Consider the following 20,376-nt stretch of genomic DNA (forward strand, 5'->3'; position numbering starts at 1 on the left):
CTTTATGACCTAAATGAAAACGGGCTATTCCTGGGAGAATAATTACTTATGCCATCCTCTTTCTATCAACAAATTACCGCGCAATTAATGGCCGCCCGCACCGAAGGGCTGTTCAAAGAAGAACGCATCATCACCTCCGCCCAGCAGGCAAAAATTACCGTGGCAGACAGCGGTGAAGTCATCAACTTTTGCGCTAACAATTATCTGGGTCTTGCCAATCACCCCGCGTTGATTGACGCAGCGAAAACCGGGTTGGACAGCCACGGCTTTGGTATGGCGTCAGTGCGTTTTATCTGCGGCACACAGGATATCCACAAAACACTGGAGCATCGTCTGGCGACATTTCTGGGTATGGAGGACGCCATCCTCTATTCTTCCTGCTTTGATGCCAATGGCGGATTATTCGAAACACTGATGGGGCCGGAAGATGCCATTGTTTCCGACGCCCTGAACCACGCCTCCATCATCGACGGAATCCGACTGTCCAAAGCTCGCCGTTACCGCTATGCCAACAACGACATGAACCAGTTGGAAGCCCGACTACAACAAGCAAGAGCAGATGGTGCCCGGCATATCATGATTGCCACTGATGGCGTGTTTTCCATGGATGGCGTGATCGCTAATCTGCGCAGTATCTGCGATTTGGCGGATCGCTATGATGCGTTAGTGATGGTAGATGATTCCCATGCGGTCGGGTTTGTGGGGGAACGAGGTCGCGGTACCCATGAATACTGCCAGGTTATGGACCGGGTCGACATCATTACCGGTACTCTGGGGAAAGCCCTCGGGGGTGCATCCGGCGGCTATACGGCTGGACGTCGTGAAGTTATCGAATGGCTACGCCAGCGTTCACGGCCTTATCTATTCTCCAATTCGCTGGCGCCAGCTATTGTCGCAGCATCTATCAAGGTATTGGAACTGCTAGAGGAAGGACAGGAATTGCGCCAGCGTTTGTGGCAGAACGCCAGCCTGTTTCGCCAGAAGATGACTGCCGCTGGCTTTACATTGGCAGGAGCCGATCACGCCATTATTCCGGTGATGCTGGGTGAGGCCCAGTTAGCGCAGGATTTTACCGCGGCACTGCAACACGAAGGTATTTATGTTACCGGCTTCTTCTATCCGGTGGTTCCCAATGGACAGGCTCGCATCCGTACCCAGATGTCTGCGGCCCATACGCCACAACAAATTGAGCAGGCAGTGGATGCGTTTATCCGGGTGGGTACACGTCTGGGTGTGATTAACTGAGAGAATAATCATCATGAAAGCATTGGCGAAACTACAGCCGGAACCGGGAATATGGATGACGGACGTCCCTAAACCGGAACCGGGACATAACGATGTGATGATCAAAATCCGCAAAACCGCCATCTGCGGTACGGATGTGCATATTTATAACTGGGATGAATGGTCGCAGAAAACCATCCCGGTCCCGATGGTGGTAGGTCATGAATATGTCGGCGAAATTGTGGCTATCGGGCAGGAAGTGGATGGTTTTCACATTGGCGATCGAGTCTCCGGAGAGGGACATATCACCTGCGGTTACTGCCGTAACTGCCGGGCCGGACGTCGCCATCTGTGTCGTAACACCATCGGTGTGGGCGTTAATCGTCCGGGTGCATTTGCTGAGTATCTGGTCATTCCGGCGTATAACGCTTTTCGTATTCCAGATAATATTCCCGATGATATTGCCGCCATTTTTGATCCTCTGGGTAACGCGGTACATACCGCACTGTCATTCAACCTGGTGGGAGAAGACGTACTGATTTCCGGTGCCGGACCGATTGGTGTCATGGCCGCCGCGATTTGCCGTCATGTCGGTGCTCGTCATGTGGTAATAACTGATGTGAATGACTACCGACTGGGGCTGGCCCGTCAGATGGGTGTCAGCCGGGCAGTGAATGTTGAACGTGAAAAACTGACTGATGTGATGCAGGAACTGGGTATGTCGGAAGGGTTTGACGTCGGTCTGGAAATGTCTGGTGCACCGACAGCGTTTCGCACCATGCTATCGGTAATGAACCATGGTGGTCACATCGCCATGCTGGGCATTCCGCCACAGGCCATGTCGGTAGACTGGAGTGAAATTATTTTCAAAGGGTTGATGATAAAAGGTGTTTATGGCCGTGAGATGTTTGAAACCTGGTACAAAATGTCCGCGCTGATTCAGTCAGGACTGGATCTCTCACCCATCATTACCCACCGTTTTACCATTGATGAGTTCCAACAAGGCTTTGATGTGATGCGCTCCGGCCAGTCCGGGAAGGTTCTCCTTAACTGGGATTAACGTTGATGAACGCCAACCGGGCTGCTGCACGAAGTAGCCCGGGAAATTTATTCCAGCCAGGTTTGCCAGCGCTGTTTGATATAGGTTCCCACATCACTTTGGCCGATGCCTTCTTCCAGCTGTCTGAAGACTTTTGCCTGCGATACCGGTGATAGCGGCCGTTTGACATAGCATTGTCTCACCGGGTGGAATACCGACTTCGACGCAGTGATAATCGGCATCGGCTCATAATACCGTTCCGATTCGTTCAGCAACTGGCTTGGCCGCACCAGCACGATATCTGCTGGCAATGTTGGCAACATCTGCTGCAAAACACGAATGGTCGCAGGACGCGGATGACCGATGGCAATTGCGGAGCCGCGACGCCGGGCAATATCAATCGCACGCATAAACTGGCGGCGGATATCCGCCTCATTCTGCGTATCATCCAGAAAGACGTTACGTTTAATCACCTTGATGCCCGTACCTTGTGCAGCGCGGCTGGCCTGGCTGTTGCCAATGGTCATGCTGTCCAGGAAATAGAGTTGATACGCGGTCATGGCCTGCATCACTTTTTGCATCCCTGACAGGCTGGACGTCATGGCGCTGCCCATATGATTGTTCAAACCAACCGCGTAAGGGACATGGTTAACCGCTTCCCGCAGAATACGTTGAATCTCTGCACTGCTCATATCGGGACGGAGCGTATCTCGCTCCAGAGGTTGCCGACTTATTGGTTCCATTGGCAGATGAATCAAAACTTCCCGCCCTTGACGGTGAGCTTCAATCGCCATCTTGCGGGCATAAGGCGCGTTGGGCAGAATCGCGATAGAAACAGCCGTTGGCATGGCCAGCACCTGGTTTTCGTTATGCGGTCGGTAACCGAAATCATCAATGACGATAGACAGTTTTCCCGCCCAAACGGGCTGAGCCAGCAAACAGATGCAAATAAAAGACACAACGCGTGAGGCTAGCGGATTCAAGGAGTTACCTTCCTAACCATGGGAGTGGGTTTACCGCCCGCCCTTGGCGTCGAATTTCAAAATAAAGCGCAGGCTGACTTTGCCCACCACTGGTACCAACCAGCGCAATCGGCTGACCGGCCTTGACCTGCTCACCCACCTTCACCAACGCACTCTGGTTATAACCGTAAAGGCTCATATCGCCTTTGCCGTGATCAATCACGACAACCAACCCGTATCCCTGCAACCAATCAGCCATCAGCACACTGCCAGCAGCAATAGCTTTTACCTCGGTTCCTTCTGCGGCGGCAATCACCAACCCTTTCCAACGCAGCTCACCCCGGAGTGGTTCGCCGAAATGGTGCAACATACTGCCCCGTACCGGCCATATCGCCTGACCCGCCGGTTTACCCAACCCACCGATACGCGCCATAAGAGAACGTTCGCTTTCAGTGGGTTTGTAGCTGGAGCCACTGCGCTTGGCCTGTTGCTCTTTTTCCCTGACACGGGCAGCTTCTCTGGCCTCCCGCTCCTCGCGTGCCTTTGCTTCCCGCGCTGCACGGGCTATCTGGTCGCGCAGACGGATTTCATTCTGCCGGAGTTCAGTTAGCTGCTGCTGGTCTTTTTTCAGAGAAGTTTCCAGACTACCCAACGTTTTTTGACGCTCACTTCTCGCCTGCTCCAGTGTTTTCTGTTGCTGCTGTTGGTTACCAAGAAGATCTTTTTGCTGCAACTGCTTCTGTTCCAACTCCTGCTTTTCGTCCGCCAGTTTCGTCCGCGTCTGTTGCAGGTCAGTAATGGATTGCTGGCGAGCTTTATTCAGATAGTCAAAGTACGCCAGTATGCGTTCACTTCGCTGACTTTCTGCGCCGCTGAGAATCAGTTGAAAGGCGCTGTGTTGGCCCTGCCGGAATGCGGCGTCCAGTTGTTGCGCCAGGATATGTTCCTGGGTCTTCTGCTGTGCCTGCAGTTTGGTAATAGAAGCATTCAGTGCGCTGATATCTTTATTCAGACCTTCCAGCGTATGGCGGGTTTCACGTAATTGACGAGAGCTGTAAGCAATGGACTGTTCCTGCTTTTTCAACTGTTCCAGCAGGGCGCTACGTTGTTGTTGCTGTTGTTTAACGCTTTTCTCTTTTTCGGCAATGTTTTGCTGAATCGACTTGAGCTGTTGTTGATTATCTTTACTCCAGCCACTGCATGGAAGTAATAATACGCCAACGCAAAGCGCACTGGCGCAATGGATTAGCAACTTATTACACCCTGTTGCTCGCAACTGTACACAGAACGCTTCTTTACTCATGACGAAAGATTATTCCACGATGAACAGCAGCTTACCAGTTGTCTCGCTCTGGATTTCTATTTCCATACGTGACAAGCCTTTTCCGTAGTGAGGTGCATCCACCAGACTTCAGACACATCAATAATAGATAAATGGGAGGGTCTACGCATAAAATGAGCCATCTGGCCGGTTTTATGCCAGTGTTTTATGTCTTGCGCCGCAGATTCAGTATGCGATGTTGGCTTACTGGCTGTAATTGCGGTATCGCGCAGGTATACTCAGAAACCTTATATTTGTTGCTTAACTAAATTTCCGGAGTCGTTACACCCCATGCAAGATATTATGCCATTCATTAGCAAGCACTCAATCTTGGTCCTGGCCTGGGTTGGCCTGCTGGTTGCCGTCATTGTGCTTACTGTGAAAAGTAGCCTTTCCAAGGTAAAAGAGGTGGTTCGTGGTGAAGCGATCCAACTGATTAACAAAGAAGATGCGATTGTGGTCGATATTCGCAATCGTGATGACTATCGTCGCGGGCACATTGCCAATGCGATTAACCTGATCCCCAACGACATTAAAAGCGGCAATCTGGGTGAGCTGGAAAAACATAAGTCTCAGCCAATCATTGTGGTCTGCGCCAATGGCCTGTCCTCCCGAGAATCGGCGGAAAACCTGCTCAAGGCGGGTTTTGTACGCGCGATGACGCTCAAGGATGGATTGACCGGCTGGAGTGGTGAAAACCTTCCGTTGGTGCGCGGTAAGCAATGATGTATGACAGCCAGGTAAAGGCTATATGCAGGACTAGACTATAACAATAGGTTGGCGTCTACTCCCTGTATCTGTATAGGGTGAAGCACGTCAAGGAAATCTAACAAAGGGTATTATTTAACATGTCTGAACAAAACAACGTCGAAATGAACTTCCAGATCCAGCGTATTTATACCAAGGATATCTCTTTTGAAGCACCAAAAGCGCCTGCCGTATTCCAACAAGAATGGCAACCGGAAGTAAAACTGGATTTGGATACCACTTCAAGCCAATTGGCTGACGATGTTTATGAAGTTGTGCTGCGCGTAACCGTTACCGCCAGCCTTGGCGAAGAAACCGCGTTTCTGTGTGAAGTTCAACAGGGCGGCATTTTCACCGTTGAAGGACTGGAAGGTACTCAACTGGCGCACTGTCTGGGAGCTTACTGCCCGAATCTCTTATTCCCTTACGCACGCGAATGTATCACCAGCCTGGTGTCCCGCGGGACTTTCCCACAACTAAATTTGGCACCGGTCAACTTCGACGCACTGTTCATGAACTATCTGCAACAACAGACAGACGATGAAAGTGCGGCACCGTCTCTGGATGCCTGATGAACGCTGTTGAAGCTTCCATGACCGTGATTGGTGCCGGTTCCTACGGCACCGCTCTGGCTATTACACTGGCCCGTAATGGCCACCGGGTTGTGCTCTGGGGGCACGATCCGGCGCACATTCACGCCTTGCAAACCGCTCGCTGTAATCAGGCGTTTCTGCCGGATGTTCCCTTTCCTGATTCGTTGCAACTGGAAACCGATCTGACTCGTGCCCTGGCGGCCAGCCGCAATATTCTGGTTGTGGTACCGAGCCACGTGTTCGCTGACGTGCTGCGTCAAATTAAGCCGCACTTACGTGCCGATGCGCGCGTGGTATGGGCAACAAAAGGACTGGAGGCGGAAACGGGTCGTTTGTTGCAGGATGTTGCACGTGAAGCGCTGGGAAACGATATTCCACTGGCTGTCGTATCCGGGCCAACTTTCGCCAAAGAGCTGGCCGCGGGGTTACCGACAGCGATAGCACTGGCGGCAACAGATCGTGAATTTGCTGATGATCTGCAACTGTTGCTGCACTGCGGCAAAAGTTTCCGGGTCTATAGCAATCCTGATTTTATTGGTGTACAGCTGGGGGGCGCGGTAAAAAACGTGATCGCCATCGGTGCCGGGATGTCAGATGGCATGGGGTTTGGCGCCAATGCCCGTACGGCGTTGATTACCCGTGGTTTGGCAGAAATGACCCGATTGGGTGTCGCATTGGGCGCCGATCCCACCACCTTTATGGGAATGGCCGGACTCGGTGATCTGGTATTGACCTGTACCGATAATCAATCGCGCAACCGCCGCTTTGGCATGATGTTGGGACAAGGCATGGATGTGGATAGTGCCCAGGCCCAGATAGGTCAGGTGGTTGAAGGTTATCGGAATACCAAAGAAGTGATGGCGCTCGCCCAACGTTATAACGTAGAAATGCCGATTACCGAGCAACTCTGGCAAGTTTTATACTGCGGTAAAGACGCTCGTGAAGCCGCGCTGAGTTTACTGGGACGAGCCAGTAAAGATGAAAGTCCCCATGTATAACACGACAACACTGATGGGCTTCCGCGAGATGGCCCAATAGTATTTCTACCTGAGCGTAAGTAACCGATTAGCGTGGGATGTAGGGTATTTCAGAGGGTTGATGCAATGTCACATGAAGAACTGGAACTGGTCTGGCGAAACATTAAGGATGAAGCCCGTTGTTTAGCTGACTGTGAACCTATGCTGGCAAGCTTTTTTCATGCCACCTTGTTAAAGCATGAAAATCTGGGAAATGCCTTGAGCTATATGCTGGCAAATAAGCTGGCAAACGCTATTATGCCGGCCATTGCCATCCGTGAAGTAGTGGAAGAGGCATACCATGCAAACCCATCAATGATCATGTCCGCAGCCCGGGATATTCAGGCAGTATGTCTGCGTGACCCGGCGGTAGATAAATATTCCACCCCATTGCTGTACCTGAAAGGCTTTCATGCCTTACAGGCCTACCGTATCGGCCATTGGTTATGGAAGCAGGATCGTCAGGCATTGGCCATCTATTTCCAGAATCAGATTTCCGTGTCATTTGGCGTAGATATCCATCCGGCAGCCCATATCGGTTGTGGCATCATGCTGGATCACGCCACCGGCATCGTGATTGGTGAAACGGCTGTGGTGGAAAATGATGTTTCCATTCTTCAGTCCGTTACCCTCGGTGGTACAGGTAAAACCAGCGGTGACCGTCATCCCAAGATCAGAGAAGGTGTCATGATCGGTGCTGGCGCCAAGGTTCTGGGAAATATTGAGGTGGGTCGCGGCGCCAAAATTGGCGCAGGTTCGGTGGTATTGCAGCCGGTTCCGCCCCACACCACCGTCGCAGGCGTCCCGGCCCGTATCGTCGGCCGTCCAGACAGCGATAAACCCGCCATGGATATGGATCAGTATTTCAACGGCACCAATCGTAGCTTCGAATACGGTGATGGTATTTAATCCAACGACCGATTAAGTCTGTTTTTCTATCTGACCATCCGAAACCGGGTGGTTTTTATTTTAAAGTTAAAAACCCTTCTTAAAAAACCAGGAGTCAGATCATCTGTCGAATTTCAGTCCTGGGGGCTATTACCTTTGGCGTCAGTAAACGACCAACGGCTGTCTTTTCAGGCGAAATGCATTCCCGACACTTATAACAGCGACAGTGTGTTTTTTACCTGGCTGTGCTGGCAGTTTTGACCGTTCACATGCCGATTACCCGAACGCAAGTGAACAAGTGGTTTAAATTAGTACAAATGTAAACCATGTTGGCTGAAATTCATGCGGTAAAGTCTATTACAATAGCGCCTTATACTCGGTGTTATTAAGTGAGTCACGCTTGTGCCATTACTGATTCTTACTACCATTCTATGGGCTTTTTCATTCAGTCTGATAGGTGAATATCTTGCCGGTCATGTGGATAGCTGGTTCTCCGTGCTGATGCGTGTTGGTCTGGCCGCATTGGTCTTTCTGCCTTTTCTGCGCTGGCGCGGATATCAGCCTAAAGTCATTGGGTTATATCTGTTAGTGGGCGCATGTCAGCTCGGCATTATGTATCTGTTTGTATTCCAGGCTTATCTCTACCTGTCAGTACCGGAGTTTCTGCTATTCACCGTGATGACCCCCCTTTATGTCACGCTGATTTACGATCTGCTGGGGCGTCAGCGTCTGCGCTGGGGCTACGCACTGAGCGCCCTGCTGGCGGTACTGGGCGCGGCGGTGATCCGCTACGATAGCGTCAATGGACAATTCTGGTGGGGATTGTTGCTGGTACAGGCGGCGAATATCTTTTTTGCAATGGGACAGGTGGGCTACAAACGTCTGATGGAAGTCTACCCCATGCCGCAGCACAGTGCATTTTCCTGGTTTTATCTCGGTGCGCTGGCGGTTTCCGTGGTGGCCTGGTTACTGTTTGGTAATCCCCATAAACTCCCCACCACATCATTGCAGTGGGGTGTGCTGATTTGGTTGGGCATTGGAGCATCTGGCCTGGGATATTTCATGTGGAACTATGGTGCGACACAAGTGGATGCCGGCACGCTCGGCATTATGAATAACTTTCATGTCCCGGCCGGGCTGCTGGTGAACTTTGCCATCTGGCAGGAACAGCCTCACTGGCCGAGATTTATCGTTGGTGCCGCTATCATCATATCTTCGTTATGGGTACACCGGCGCTGGGTCGTGAAGCGTCCCGCACAAACGGCAGATGCTCACAGGCATGCTGACGCGCGGAACGAATAAACGCCTCGATAACCGGTTGGCGCTGCTCGCCATCGCGTACAGCGGCGTACAATCGGCTCCATAAACCTTCTCCCAGGGTTTTGGTCACAATCAAACCCTGGCGTTCAAAACTTTCCACTACCCAATGTGGTAGCGCAGCAATCCCCATGCGAGCCGACACCATCTGAATCAGCAATAACGTATTATCAACACTTTTCAGCGACGGGCTGACACCAGCCGGTTGCAAGAAATGACGCCAGATATCCAGCCGCTGCCGCTGTACCGGGTAAATCATCAGCGTTTCCTGACTCAAATCTTCCGGCACAATGCGCTCTTTCGCCACCAACGGATGATCCGGAGCAAGCACCAGACGGACCTCAAAATCAAATAACGGCGCATAGAACAAACCACTGCGCGGCAAAATATCAGAGGTCATCACCAGATCCAGTTCCCCCTGTTGCAGGGCCGGTTGCGGATCAAAAGTCACACCGGATTTGAAATCCATCACCACCTGCGGCCAGCTCTGATGAAAATTTTCCAGCGCCGGGGTCAACCATTGAATACAACTATGGCATTCAATCGCCAGGCGCAATGTAGTCTGATGCGGCTCATGACAAGCTTGAAGCGCTTGCTGTATCTGCGGCAATACCTGCTCGGCCAGTTGCAGCAGAATTTCACCCTGAGGCGTAAACCGTAGCGGCTGACTCTTACGGACGAATAACCGAAATCCTAAACGTTGCTCCAAATCGCTGAACTGATGCGACAGAGCGGATTGCGTTTGATGAAGCTGTGCGGCGGCAGCGGCTAACGATCCCGTATTGTGCAGAGCCTGTAGCGTCCGTAAGTGTTTAAATTCGATCATGAGAGTCCTTCACAGTGACAGTGAATAAATTGCGCTTGTGCTTAATACACTACCTGCGGATTATAGATGTGTAAACATCTGGACGGCTAAATGGGAATCCAAGCATGACAATTTTAAATCACACCCTCGGTTTTCCACGCGTAGGGCTGCGTCGTGAACTGAAAAAAGCGCAAGAAAGCTATTGGGCAGGCAATACCACTCAGGAATCATTACTGGCAGTTGGCCGCGACCTGCGCGCCCGCCATTGGCAACAACAGAAAGACGCCGGTGTCGACCTGCTGCCAGTCGGCGATTTCGCCTGGTACGATCATGTACTGACCACCAGCCTACTGCTGGGTAATGTACCAGCCCGTCATCAGAATGCCGATGGTTCCGTGGATTTGGATACGCTGTTCCGCATTGGCCGGGGCCGTGCACCGACCGGAGAACCCGCCGCCGCCGCAGAAATGACCAAATGGTTCAATACCAACTATCACTACATGGTGCCTGAATTCACCAAAGGGCAGCAGTTCAAACTGACCTGGACACAACTGCTGGATGAAGTAGACGAAGCGCTGGCGCTGGGCCACAAGGTGAAGCCGGTGCTACTGGGACCGGTTACCTACCTGTGGCTGGGTAAAGTGAAAGGTGAGTCATTTGACCGCCTGACACTGCTGAAAGACATCCTGCCGGTTTACCAACAGGTGCTGGCTGAACTGGCGAAACGCGGTATCGACTGGGTACAGATCGATGAGCCTGCGCTGGTGCTGGAACTGGAAGCCGACTGGCTGGCTGCATTCAAGCCGGCTTACGACACCCTGCAAGGTCAGGTGAAACTGCTGCTGACCACCTACTTTGACAGCATCAGCCAGAATCTGGCGACCATCAAGACACTGCCGGTACAAGGGCTGCATGTCGACCTGGTACATGGCAAAGACGACATCGCCGCACTCAATAACCAGTTACCCGCCGACTGGCTGCTCTCTTTAGGAGTTATCAATGGCCGTAATGTATGGCGAGCCGACCTGAACAACTGGTTTGATCACCTGCAACCGCTGGTGGGTAAACGCGCGCTTTGGCTGGGCAGCTCCTGCTCACTGCTGCACAGTCCGATCGACCTCAGCGTGGAAACCCGTCTGGATGATGAAGTGAAAAGCTGGTTCGCGTTTGCCCTGCAAAAATGTCAGGAACTGGCGCTGCTGACCAACGCGTTGAACAGCGGTAACGGTCAGGAACTTGTCGCCTACAGCGCTCCTATTCGCGCCCGCCGCACTTCTCAGCGGGTGAACAATGCGGACGTGGCAAAACGTCTGGCGGCCATCGTGCCACAGGATAGTCAGCGTCTGAGTGCTTATCCGGTACGCGCCAGCGCACAACGTGCTCGCTTCAATTTACCGGCATGGCCGACTACCACCATCGGTTCTTTCCCGCAAACCACGGAAATCCGCAGCCTGCGCCTGGACTTTAAACAAGGTCATCTGGATAGTCAGAATTACCATATTGGTATTGCAGAACATATCAAGCAGGCGATAGCGGAACAGGAACGTCTGGATCTGGATGTACTGGTGCATGGTGAAGCCGAGCGTAACGATATGGTGGAATACTTCGGCGAGCATCTGGATGGCTTTGTGTTTACCCAGAATGGCTGGGTACAAAGTTATGGTTCCCGTTGTGTGAAACCACCGGTGATTATCGGCGATATCAGCCGCCCTGAACCGATTACCGTTGAGTGGGCGAAGTATGCACAATCGTTGACCGACAAACCGGTGAAGGGAATGTTGACCGGCCCGGTCACTATCCTGTGCTGGTCTTTCCCGCGTGAAGATGTCAGCCGTGAAACCATCGCCAAACAGATTGCGTTGGCGCTACGAGATGAAGTGGCGGATTTGGAAAGCGCTGGTATCGGTATCATTCAAATTGATGAACCGGCTCTGCGCGAAGGGCTGCCACTGCATCGCTCTGACTGGAAAGCCTATCTGGAATGGGCGGTAGAAGCCTTCCGTTTAAATGCAGCAGTAGCGAAAGACGACACGCAGATTCACACACATATGTGTTACTGCGAATTCAACGACATCATGGATTCCATCGCCGCGCTGGATGCGGACGTGATTACCATTGAAACCTCGCGTTCCGATATGGAGTTACTGGAGTCATTTGAAGAATTCGAGTATCCGAACGAAATCGGGCCGGGTGTATATGATATCCACTCGCCGAACGTCCCGAGTGTGGCCTGGATTGAAGCGCTGCTGCGTAAAGCGGCACAGCGTATTCCCGCCGAGCGTTTGTGGGTAAACCCGGACTGTGGCCTGAAAACCCGTGGCTGGCCAGAAACCCGTCAATCACTGGCTAACATGGTGGAAGCAGCTAAACACCTGCGCGAAGCACAGGCCTGATGCTGGATATGAGCCGGTGATCATGAGTGGGTGCATCAGGTGCAAAGGAAAGGGAATGCATGCGATAGTCACCAAAGGAATCCAGTAGGACAACCGCTCATTATCACCACTGAATAGAACGGGGAGACGTTTGTCTCCCCGTTCTATTGCCGGGATAGTTCGACGTTAACTGAGACGGTGAAACGCCAGACCGCTACCTCGAATACCGAAATATACCTGTCGTCGTTCAACATGCAGGAAAGCGGAATGTATGATTCCGCTTTTCAGAAAGCTATCAAATCACATTATAACGCGAAAACCATTCCAGCATGCGCTGCCAGCCATCCTGTGCTGATTCGGCATGATAACTGGGGCGGTAGTCAGCATAAAACGCGTGACCCGCATCCGGATAAACGATTATCTCAGCATTCGCATTGGCCGCTCGCAACGCCTGACGCATCGTCTCTACCTGTTCCAGCGGAATACTGTCATCCTGCGCCCCATAAAGGCCAAGCACTGGCGCCGCCAGATCTTTGGCGATATCCACCGGATGGTCCGGGTTATTCAGCGTTTTATTACCGGTCATCTTGCCATACCAGGCAACAGCCGCCTTCAACTGTGGATTGTGGGCGGCGTACAGCCAACAGATGCGTCCACCCCAACAAAAACCGGTAATACCCAGTCGGCTGGCGTCACCACCATGTTTAATCGCCCAGTTGGCGGTATGGTCCAGATCAGCCATCACCTGGCTATCTGGCACATTGCTGACCAGACCCGTGATCAATTGCTGAATATCGGTATACTGCTGCGCATCCCCCTGACGAAAATAGAGTTCAGGCGCAATCGCCAGATACCCCTGTTTCGCCAGACGGCGGCATACATCGCGGATATGTTCGTGGACGCCAAAAATCTCCTGTACTACCAGCACCACGGCAAACGGACCCGTTTTGTCAGCCGGTTTGGCGATATAAGCCGGTAAAGCATCGCCTTGTGAAGGAATAGTGGTTTCCCCGGCAGTGATACCCACGGTATCCGTTATTATCGCGGAAGAAGCCAGCGGTGTGACGGCGGGGGTAAATCCACTCGCTGTCGATACAGGGATAATCAGTTCATCTGTTTTCATGGCACTTTCCTTAAATTAAACCGGGTGATTTCAAGCTTAATACAAATTCTTTCCACGCTTAAAGAATGTACAGCCAAGCGGTGTTGATTCATTATAGGAATAATGCGATTTATCATTCGCTGTCTTACCGGGAAAGTCATGCGGTACTGCTGGAAAAACCATTTACAGCGATCGGAAACCATTAATAACGTGATTTAAATAACATTACTAGTGCAAATAAAAGGTCGTTACTTTTTAACAAACGACTTATATCACTAAAAACAACAATATCTTGCGCTAGGATCAGATCGGTACCCCGACGTTAATAAATTGCCTGGGAGGCGATGATGTCTGCATCTGATGTGTTTCACCTCGGTTTGACGAAAAATGATTTACAGGGAGCAACGCTGGCGATTGTTCCCGGTGATCCGGGACGGGTGGAAAAAATTGCCCAACTGATGGATAACCCGGTATTCCTGGCGTCACAGCGTGAGTTTACCTCCTGGCGAGCCGAGCTGGCCGGGAAAGCCGTCATGGTGTGCTCCACCGGAATTGGCGGCCCCTCCACATCCATCGCCGTGGAAGAACTGGCTCAATTAGGTATTCGTACCTTTTTACGAGTCGGTACGACAGGGGCCATCCAGCCACATATTGCCGTGGGTGATGTGCTGGTTACCACGGCGGCAGTACGTCTTGATGGTGCCAGCCTGCATTTTGCTCCGCTGGAATTCCCGGCGGTGGCGGATTTCACCTGTACCTCGGCACTGGTGGAGGCGGCTCAAGAGGCAGGAACCACGTTACACATAGGTATCACCGCATCTTCAGATACTTTCTATCCGGGACAAGAGCGCTACGATACGTTTTCAGGCCGTGTGGTACGTCGCTTTCAGGGCTCAATGGCCGAGTGGCAGAGCATGGGCGTGCTGAACTATGAAATGGAGTCCGCCACGTTGTTAACCATGTGTGCCAGTCAGGGGCTGCGTGCGGGTATGGTGGCGGGGGTTATTGTTAACCGCGCTCAACAGGAGATTCCTGATACAGCGACCATGAAACTGGCAGAAACTGCGTCGGTGAATGTGGTACTGGCCGCAGCCAGTAAACTGCTGGCATGATCCGTTACTGATGATACGATAAGCACCGGGCTAGCATAACGCTAGCCTTGATGATCCAATCTCCCTGATTTTTTTACCGACGCCCCGTATTGTGCGTGGCCGTTTTCGATAACGCCAAGGAGAGATATGACTGCACCAACATTGCTCCACCCTTCTTTGCTTCCACTTAAAGGCGGAATCAATTTCCGCGATTTGGGCGGTAATCGTACCGCCGATGGTCGCTTCATTCGCCACGGAAAACTATTTCGCTCCGGTTCATTAGATTTACTCAGCGAAAGTGATTGTACACATCTGGCCGGCGTTCCGGTGGCTCACGTTATCGACTACCGCGACCCGGATGAAGCGGCACTCCGACCAGATATCTTATGGTCTGGCGCGACTTATCATCCCGCGCCCGCCAATCCGATATGCCACCAAGTGACCGCCAATCTGGAGTCGCTCGGTCAGGAAACCCTGGCAGCGTTTGATTCCCGTGGATTTATGCTGGAGCTATACCGGCATCTGCCGTTTAATAATCCGGCCTACCATCATTTGGTGAAGCTGCTGCAACAGCCGGAGGAAGGCGCACTGGTACAGCATTGTGCCGTAGGAAAGGATCGCACGGGCATAGGGTCCGCACTGGTACTATTCGCTTTGGGGGCTGACGAACAAACGGTACTGGAAGATTACCTGCTGACCGAAACCACCCTGATGCCATTTCGCCAGCAGTTGTTGGAAGAACTGTCCCAGACAATGAATGAAGAAGCGCTGAAGCAGTTCTCGTTTGTGTTATCGACACAAGAGGAATTTCTGGCTACCGCATTGAATGCAATCCGTGTTCGACATGGCTCAATAGACAGCTGGCTGGAACAGGATTATGGGCTGGATCAGCAAGCACGCGAGGTATTGCAGGATAAGTATCTTATCTAGCATGTGCCCAATCAGATGCTGGCGGTGACATTGAACACCCACCGTTGTGAAAGTGTAGAAATTCCGCCACATAGCCTGCCGCCAAATACCCGTAATCAGGCAATCAATCGCACCAATAATCTCGGGCGCTCAGATTGGTTACGGGTTCGGTCAATATTTGGATTGGCACACTCGTCACTTGTTGCGTCAATATCACGACATCATCGCCTTACCACTCATGACCCGTTTTTGACCGCTTAATGAGCACAGATTGCCGCTCACTCATCTTACCTCTTCGTGCTCTTCGGGCCCGTTGTATGTTAGCTCCAGGTAAATCCTGGAGATAATAATTATGCAACATGCGATTACGTTCGTTATTGCGACCCTTTGTATCCTAGTGATTTGTTATCGTCTGTACGGTGTCTTTTTTGTACGTAAGGTGCTGCAAGCGGATGATAATGAGGTCACGCCTTCTCATGTGTTTGAAGATGGTAAGAATTATGTCCCGACAAAAAAATGGGTGAATTTTGGTAGTCACTTCGCCGCCATTGCCGCAGCAGGCCCGTTGGTGGGACCGGTGCTGGCAGCGCAGTTCGGCTATTTGCCTGGTTTTTTATGGCTGTTGATTGGCTGTGTGGTAGGCGGTGCCGTACACGATACGGTGGTGTTGTTTGCCTCCATGAAACATCAGGGGAAATCCCTGTCTGAAGTCGCAAAATCTGAGCTGGGCCCGGTTGCCGGTTGGTGTACTGGTCTGGCAATGCTGTTCATCATCACCATTACCATGGCAGGCTTATCGATGGTGGTGGTACATGCGCTGGAACGTAACCCCTGGGGCACGTTCGCGGTGTTCATGACCATCCCTATTGCCATCGGTGTCGGGCTGTGGGAACGGGTGACTGGCAGCATGAAAGGCGCCACCTGGGTCGGTATCGCGGCCATCATGGCGTGCGTTATCGCTGGCCCCTATATCCAGAACTCGGCATTTGGTGAATGGCTGATGCTGAAATCTGAAACCGTCAGTGTAGTTTTGCCGATATACGCCTTCTTTGCCACGGCGTTGCCAGTGTGGATGTTGTTAACCCCGCGCGGTTATCTCTCCAGCTTTATGAAAATCGGTGTCTTCGGCGCGCTGGTGGTTGGTGTGGTGTTTATTAACCCGGAAATCCAGTTCCCGGCGGTAACCCAGTTTATCCACGGCGGTGGCCCGGTTCTGTCTGGCCCGGTATGGCCGTTTATCTCCATTACCATTGCCTGTGGCGCGATTTCCGGCTTCCATGCGTTTATCGGTTCCGGTACGACACCGAAACAGATTGATAAATGGAGCGATATCCTACCAGTCGGTTTTGGTGCCATGCTAGCGGAATGCGTGGTCGGAGTAATGGCGTTAATCGCCGCTACCGCCCTGCATCCGGCAGATTATTTTGCCATCAACTCATCGGCGGCATCCTGGCAGGCACTGGGGATGAACGTGGTGAATTTGCCGATGCTGAGTCAGGAAATCGGTCTGGATCTGTATGGTCGTACCGGCGGCGCGGTAACGCTGGCGGTAGGGATGACCGATATTTTCATTCGTGTGCCTTGGTTCAGCCATCTGGCCTCGTATTTCTTCCAGTTTGTGGTGATGTTCGAAGCGGTATTTATCCTGACGGCTGTCGATTCCGGTACCCGTGTCGCTCGTTACCTGTTGCAGGATTTTCTGGGCGACCTGTGGGCACCGCTGAAACGGACTGACTGGCTGCCGGGCGCCATTGGCTGTAGCATTCTGGCCTGTGCACTATGGGGTTATCTGCTGAACTCCGGTGATATCAACTCGGTATGGGCACTGTTCGGGGTATCTAACCAGTTGATGGCCTCTGTCGGGTTGATTATCGGTGCCACCATTATCCTGCGTCTGGCAACCAAACGTATCTATATGCTGACCTGTGTGATTCCGCTAGCGTATCTGTTTGTCACCGTAAACTACGCGGGTTACTGGATGGTGAAGTACGTTTACTTCAATCCACAAGCCAAAGGCTACAACCTGTTTAACGGCTCCATCTCTATCATTATGCTGGTACTGGGCATGGTGATTCTGATTTCCGCACTGAAGAAATGGCGCGAACTGCTGAGCCGCCCGCAGACGGAACTGAGCAGCCCGGTCACCGCCAATATGTAAGCTGATCAGAATATCCATCCATAAAAAAAGCCGATCAGAATATCCGATCGGCTTTTTCATATCCGGTCAATTCAGCCGGTTCCCCGGTCTGAATACGTTATAAGTTAACCAGTGTTCCGCATACCGGCAGCCACACCGGCAATAGTAACCATCAGCGCCAGTTCCACTTCCGGCTCCGGCTGTTCCTGCTGACGAGAACGGTGCAACAGCTCTGCCTGAAGCACATTCAGCGGGTCAGTGTAAACATTACGCAACGCAATAGACTCGGCAATCCATGGCAAGTCAGCCATCAGATGATCGTCATTGGCGATAGTCAGCACCACGTTGATATCCGCCGCCAGCTGTTCACGCAGTTTTTTACCCAATGGCCACAGTTTTTCCTCCACCAGGCGCTGGTCGTAGTATTCCGCCAGCCACAAATCCGCTTTGGCAAAGACCATTTCCAGCATACCAATGCGGGTGGAGAAGAACGGCCAGTCGCGGCACATGGTTTCCAACTGATCCTGCCCGCCGTCTTCAATCACTTTCTGCAATGCCGCACCGGCGCCAAGCCAGGCAGGCAACATCAGGCGGTTCTGCGTCCAGGCGAAAATCCACGGAATGGCGCGTAAACTTTCAACCCCACCGTCGGGACGACGCTTGGCCGGGCGAGAGCCCAGCGGCAATTTACCTAGCTCCAGTTCCGGTGTCGCCGCCCGGAAATACGGTACAAAATCCGGATTATCCCGTACATAACTACGGTACATATCACAGGAAACGCGGGATAACTCATCCATGACATGGTGCCACTCTTTTTTCGGCTCCGGCGGCGGCAGCAAGTTGGCTTCCAGAATGGCGCCAGTATACAGCGCCAGGCTGCTGATAGTGACTTCCGGCAAACCGAACTTGAAGCGGATCATCTCGCCCTGCTCCGTTACTCGCAGGCCCCCTTTCAGGCTTCCTGGCGGTTGAGACAACAACGCCGCATGCGCCGGTGCGCCGCCGCGGCCAATAGAGCCGCCACGACCATGGAACAAGGTCAGCGCTATGCCAACTTTCTCGCAGGTTTTGATCAAGGCGTCCTGCGCACGATATTGCGCCCAGGAGGCAGCCATTCCTCCGGCATCTTTGGCGGAATCGGAATAACCGATCATCACCATCTGTTTGCCCTGAATAAAACCGCGATACCAGTCAATATTCAGCAACTGCGTCATGACACTGTCAGCGTTGTTAAGATCGTCCAACGTTTCAAACAACGGCGCCACCGGCAGAGCGAACGGGCAACCCGCTTCTTTCAACAGCAGATGCACCGCCAGCACGTCAGACGGTGTACGCGCCATGGAGATCACATAGGCGGCGATGGAACCTTGCGGGGTTTCCGCGATAACGTTGCAGGTTTCCAGCACCTCCTGCGTTTCGGCACTCGGTTTCCACTGATGTGGCAGCAGCGGGCGTTTTGAACTGAGCTCACGAATCAAGAACGCCTGCTTGTCAGACTCGGACCAGCTTTCATAGTCACCCAGTCCCAGATAACGAGTGATTTCCGCCAGCGCATCAGTATGGCGGGTACTTTCCTGACGCACGTCAATCCGCACCAGCGGGACACCAAAACAACGCACACGGCGTAAAGTATCCAGTAATTGACCGTCGGCGATAATGCCCATGCCACAGGCATGCAGAGACTGGAAACAAGCGTAGAGCGGTTCCCATAACTGGTCATTGGTAACCAACAGGTCCTGCGGTCTTGCCCGTTGTTCACCCCTCAGCCGCGCCTCCAGATAATTAAGCGTATTAGTCAACTGGGTACGCAGATTCTTCATGACCGCCCGGTAAGGTTCCTTCTCACTCTCTCCGCCAGCTAACTGTTGTAGCTCCGGCGTACACTGTGTCATGGATAATTCGGAAACCAGGAACTGGATATCACGCAGAAACAGATCCGCCGCCTTCCAGCGGCTGAGCAACAGTACATGGCGAGTGATTGCTGACGTAACGTTTGGATTGCCATCACGATCACCGCCCATCCATGACGTAAAGCGCACGGGAACGGAATCAACCGGTAAGCGATAACCAAACGACTGTTCCAACTGTTCGTCTAACTCACGCAAAAACGCGGGAACACCTTCCCACAGACTATTTTCCACGACCGCAAAACCCCATTTGGCTTCATCCACCGGTGTAGGGCGAATTTTACGGATTTCATCCGTATGCCAGGATTGGGCAATCAGTTGCCGCAGACGACGCATAATCTGATGGCGCTCATAATCAGCCAGATCGTTGTGATCCAGTTGCTTGAGGCAGGTGTTCACTTCTACCAACTTATGAATCAGGGTGCGACGGGTAATTTCTGTCGGGTGCGCAGTGAGAACCAGCTCAATGGAGAGTGACTCCACCGCATCACGGATATTTTGCTCCGTCAATTTGTCGCAGTCTTTCAGTCGCTGAAAGACTTTTGCCAGATTTTCCGGGTTACTGACCGCTTCACCATGGGGCGAGATACTATGATATTGCTCAGCGGTGTTAGCCAGACTCAAAAACTGGCTAAATGCGCGAGCGACTGGCAACAGTTCGTCATTAGACAGATTTTGCAGTGTCGTCAGCAGTTCTTTCCGATGCTTTTCACTGCCGGCACGGGATGACTTCGATAACTTTCGGATTGTTTCAACACGCTCAAGAATGTTTTCTCCCAATGCATCCTTAATCGTATCTCCGAGCAGTTTGCCAAGCATACTGACATTGCTTCGCATTGCGGAATATTGTTCGTTCATATTTACCCTGACCCATCTCTCGTTATTTTGTAAATTTATTACACTCACAAAAAGTGTGGTTGCTGTCTTTTATCTAGCCACGCCCAGC

Annotated in this window: 16 protein-coding genes; 11 read left to right on the top strand and 5 right to left on the bottom strand. The window is 52.2% G+C overall.

Features of this window, described 5'->3' with window-relative positions; genetic code table 11:
• Nucleotides 1-48 precede the first annotated feature (48 nt).
• On the top strand, nt 49-1,245 hold the full coding sequence (locus RS889_RS22885) for a glycine C-acetyltransferase (RefSeq protein WP_315708815.1): 1,197 nt from the start codon (nt 49-51) through the stop codon (nt 1,243-1,245).
• A 13-nt stretch (nt 1,246-1,258) separates the two neighbouring features.
• Complete coding sequence (gene tdh / locus RS889_RS22890) at nt 1,259-2,284, top strand: L-threonine 3-dehydrogenase (protein WP_021013859.1); 1,026 nt, start codon at nt 1,259-1,261, stop codon at nt 2,282-2,284.
• A 47-nt stretch (nt 2,285-2,331) separates the two neighbouring features.
• Here tdh and RS889_RS22895 read toward each other — a convergent pair whose 3' ends face one another.
• Both RS889_RS22895 and envC read right to left on the bottom strand, forming a co-directional pair.
• A complete protein-coding gene (locus tag RS889_RS22895; RefSeq protein ID WP_425475098.1) occupies nt 2,332-3,246 on the bottom strand; it encodes a divergent polysaccharide deacetylase family protein in 915 nt (304 codons plus the stop codon).
• A gap of 4 nt (nt 3,247-3,250) precedes the next feature.
• Nucleotides 3,251-4,528: a murein hydrolase activator EnvC gene (gene envC / locus RS889_RS22900; RefSeq protein WP_315708816.1), complete on the bottom strand. Its 1,278-nt coding sequence runs from the start codon at nt 4,526-4,528 to the stop codon at nt 3,251-3,253.
• A 309-nt stretch (nt 4,529-4,837) separates the two neighbouring features.
• On the opposite strand from envC, the gene RS889_RS22905 reads away from it, so the two are divergent.
• The 5 genes from RS889_RS22905 to RS889_RS22930 all read left to right on the top strand — a co-directional run bounded on the left by RS889_RS22905 (nt 4,838) and on the right by RS889_RS22930 (nt 9,092).
• Nucleotides 4,838-5,272: a rhodanese-like domain-containing protein gene (locus RS889_RS22905; RefSeq protein ID WP_021013856.1), complete on the top strand. Its 435-nt coding sequence runs from the start codon at nt 4,838-4,840 to the stop codon at nt 5,270-5,272.
• A 122-nt stretch (nt 5,273-5,394) separates the two neighbouring features.
• Entirely contained in the window at nt 5,395-5,865 is a 471-nt protein-coding gene (gene secB, locus RS889_RS22910) for a protein-export chaperone SecB (RefSeq protein WP_290181131.1), read from the top strand.
• Nucleotides 5,865-6,884, top strand: a complete 1,020-nt coding sequence (gpsA, locus tag RS889_RS22915; protein WP_021013854.1) for an NAD(P)H-dependent glycerol-3-phosphate dehydrogenase — start codon at nt 5,865-5,867, stop codon at nt 6,882-6,884. The genes secB and gpsA overlap by 1 nt, the downstream gene beginning before the upstream one ends.
• A 105-nt stretch (nt 6,885-6,989) precedes the next feature.
• Complete coding sequence (gene cysE, locus RS889_RS22920) at nt 6,990-7,811, top strand: serine O-acetyltransferase (protein WP_021013853.1); 822 nt, start codon at nt 6,990-6,992, stop codon at nt 7,809-7,811.
• 381 nt (nt 7,812-8,192) lie between these two features.
• On the top strand, nt 8,193-9,092 hold the full coding sequence (locus tag RS889_RS22930) for a carboxylate/amino acid/amine transporter (protein WP_021013852.1): 900 nt from the start codon (nt 8,193-8,195) through the stop codon (nt 9,090-9,092).
• Here the strand turns inward: RS889_RS22930 and metR are convergent.
• Nucleotides 8,998-9,933, bottom strand: a complete 936-nt coding sequence (gene metR, locus RS889_RS22935; protein WP_290181128.1) for an HTH-type transcriptional regulator MetR — start codon at nt 9,931-9,933, stop codon at nt 8,998-9,000. The genes RS889_RS22930 and metR overlap by 95 nt on opposite strands.
• 104 nt (nt 9,934-10,037) lie before the next feature.
• On the opposite strand from metR, the gene metE reads away from it, so the two are divergent.
• A complete protein-coding gene (gene metE, locus RS889_RS22940) occupies nt 10,038-12,305 on the top strand; it encodes a 5-methyltetrahydropteroyltriglutamate--homocysteine S-methyltransferase (RefSeq protein ID WP_315708817.1) in 2,268 nt (755 codons plus the stop codon).
• A 274-nt stretch (nt 12,306-12,579) separates the two neighbouring features.
• On the opposite strand, the gene RS889_RS22945 is transcribed toward metE, so the two are convergent.
• On the bottom strand, nt 12,580-13,407 hold the full coding sequence (locus tag RS889_RS22945; protein WP_315708818.1) for a dienelactone hydrolase family protein: 828 nt from the start codon (nt 13,405-13,407) through the stop codon (nt 12,580-12,582).
• 326 nt (nt 13,408-13,733) lie between these two features.
• Between RS889_RS22945 and udp the strand changes: the two genes are divergently transcribed.
• The 3 genes from udp (at nt 13,734) to RS889_RS22960 (ending at nt 17,544) form a co-directional block, all read left to right on the top strand.
• Nucleotides 13,734-14,498 (top strand): uridine phosphorylase, encoded by a 765-nt coding sequence (gene udp, locus RS889_RS22950; RefSeq protein WP_021013839.1) that lies wholly within the window; start codon nt 13,734-13,736, stop codon nt 14,496-14,498.
• Between the two features lie 126 nt (nt 14,499-14,624).
• Nucleotides 14,625-15,407: a tyrosine-protein phosphatase gene (locus RS889_RS22955; RefSeq protein WP_315708819.1), complete on the top strand. Its 783-nt coding sequence runs from the start codon at nt 14,625-14,627 to the stop codon at nt 15,405-15,407.
• 331 nt (nt 15,408-15,738) lie between these two features.
• Nucleotides 15,739-17,544: a carbon starvation CstA family protein gene (locus RS889_RS22960; protein WP_021013837.1), complete on the top strand. Its 1,806-nt coding sequence runs from the start codon at nt 15,739-15,741 to the stop codon at nt 17,542-17,544.
• 104 nt (nt 17,545-17,648) lie between these two features.
• On the opposite strand, the gene ppc is transcribed toward RS889_RS22960, so the two are convergent.
• Nucleotides 17,649-20,288 carry a phosphoenolpyruvate carboxylase gene (gene ppc / locus RS889_RS22965; protein ID WP_021013836.1) on the bottom strand — a complete coding sequence of 880 codons (2,640 nt, stop codon included), beginning with the start codon at nt 20,286-20,288 and terminating at the stop codon, nt 17,649-17,651.
• Nucleotides 20,289-20,376: the final 88 nt, after the last annotated feature.

The organism is Brenneria uluponensis (genome assembly GCF_032395385.1).
Classification (GTDB): Bacteria; Pseudomonadota; Gammaproteobacteria; order Enterobacterales; family Enterobacteriaceae; genus Prodigiosinella; species Prodigiosinella aquatilis.

Excerpts from the sequence above, each read along its gene's own strand:
- RS889_RS22885 (WP_315708815.1), top strand. The coding sequence starts at position 49 with ATGCCATCCTCTTTCTATCAACAAATTACCGCGCAATTAATGGCCGCC.
- tdh (WP_021013859.1), top strand. The coding sequence starts at position 1,259 with ATGAAAGCATTGGCGAAACTACAGCCGGAACCGGGAATATGGATGACG.
- envC (WP_315708816.1), bottom strand. The coding sequence starts at position 4,528 with ATGAGTAAAGAAGCGTTCTGTGTACAGTTGCGAGCAACAGGGTGTAAT.
- RS889_RS22905 (WP_021013856.1), top strand. The coding sequence starts at position 4,838 with ATGCAAGATATTATGCCATTCATTAGCAAGCACTCAATCTTGGTCCTG.
- secB (WP_290181131.1), top strand. The coding sequence starts at position 5,395 with ATGTCTGAACAAAACAACGTCGAAATGAACTTCCAGATCCAGCGTATT.
- gpsA (WP_021013854.1), top strand. The coding sequence starts at position 5,865 with ATGAACGCTGTTGAAGCTTCCATGACCGTGATTGGTGCCGGTTCCTAC.
- cysE (WP_021013853.1), top strand. The coding sequence starts at position 6,990 with ATGTCACATGAAGAACTGGAACTGGTCTGGCGAAACATTAAGGATGAA.
- metR (WP_290181128.1), bottom strand. The coding sequence starts at position 9,933 with ATGATCGAATTTAAACACTTACGGACGCTACAGGCTCTGCACAATACG.
- metE (WP_315708817.1), top strand. The coding sequence starts at position 10,038 with ATGACAATTTTAAATCACACCCTCGGTTTTCCACGCGTAGGGCTGCGT.
- RS889_RS22945 (WP_315708818.1), bottom strand. The coding sequence starts at position 13,407 with ATGAAAACAGATGAACTGATTATCCCTGTATCGACAGCGAGTGGATTT.
- udp (WP_021013839.1), top strand. The coding sequence starts at position 13,734 with ATGTCTGCATCTGATGTGTTTCACCTCGGTTTGACGAAAAATGATTTA.
- RS889_RS22955 (WP_315708819.1), top strand. The coding sequence starts at position 14,625 with ATGACTGCACCAACATTGCTCCACCCTTCTTTGCTTCCACTTAAAGGC.
- RS889_RS22960 (WP_021013837.1), top strand. The coding sequence starts at position 15,739 with ATGCAACATGCGATTACGTTCGTTATTGCGACCCTTTGTATCCTAGTG.
- ppc (WP_021013836.1), bottom strand. The coding sequence starts at position 20,288 with ATGAACGAACAATATTCCGCAATGCGAAGCAATGTCAGTATGCTTGGC.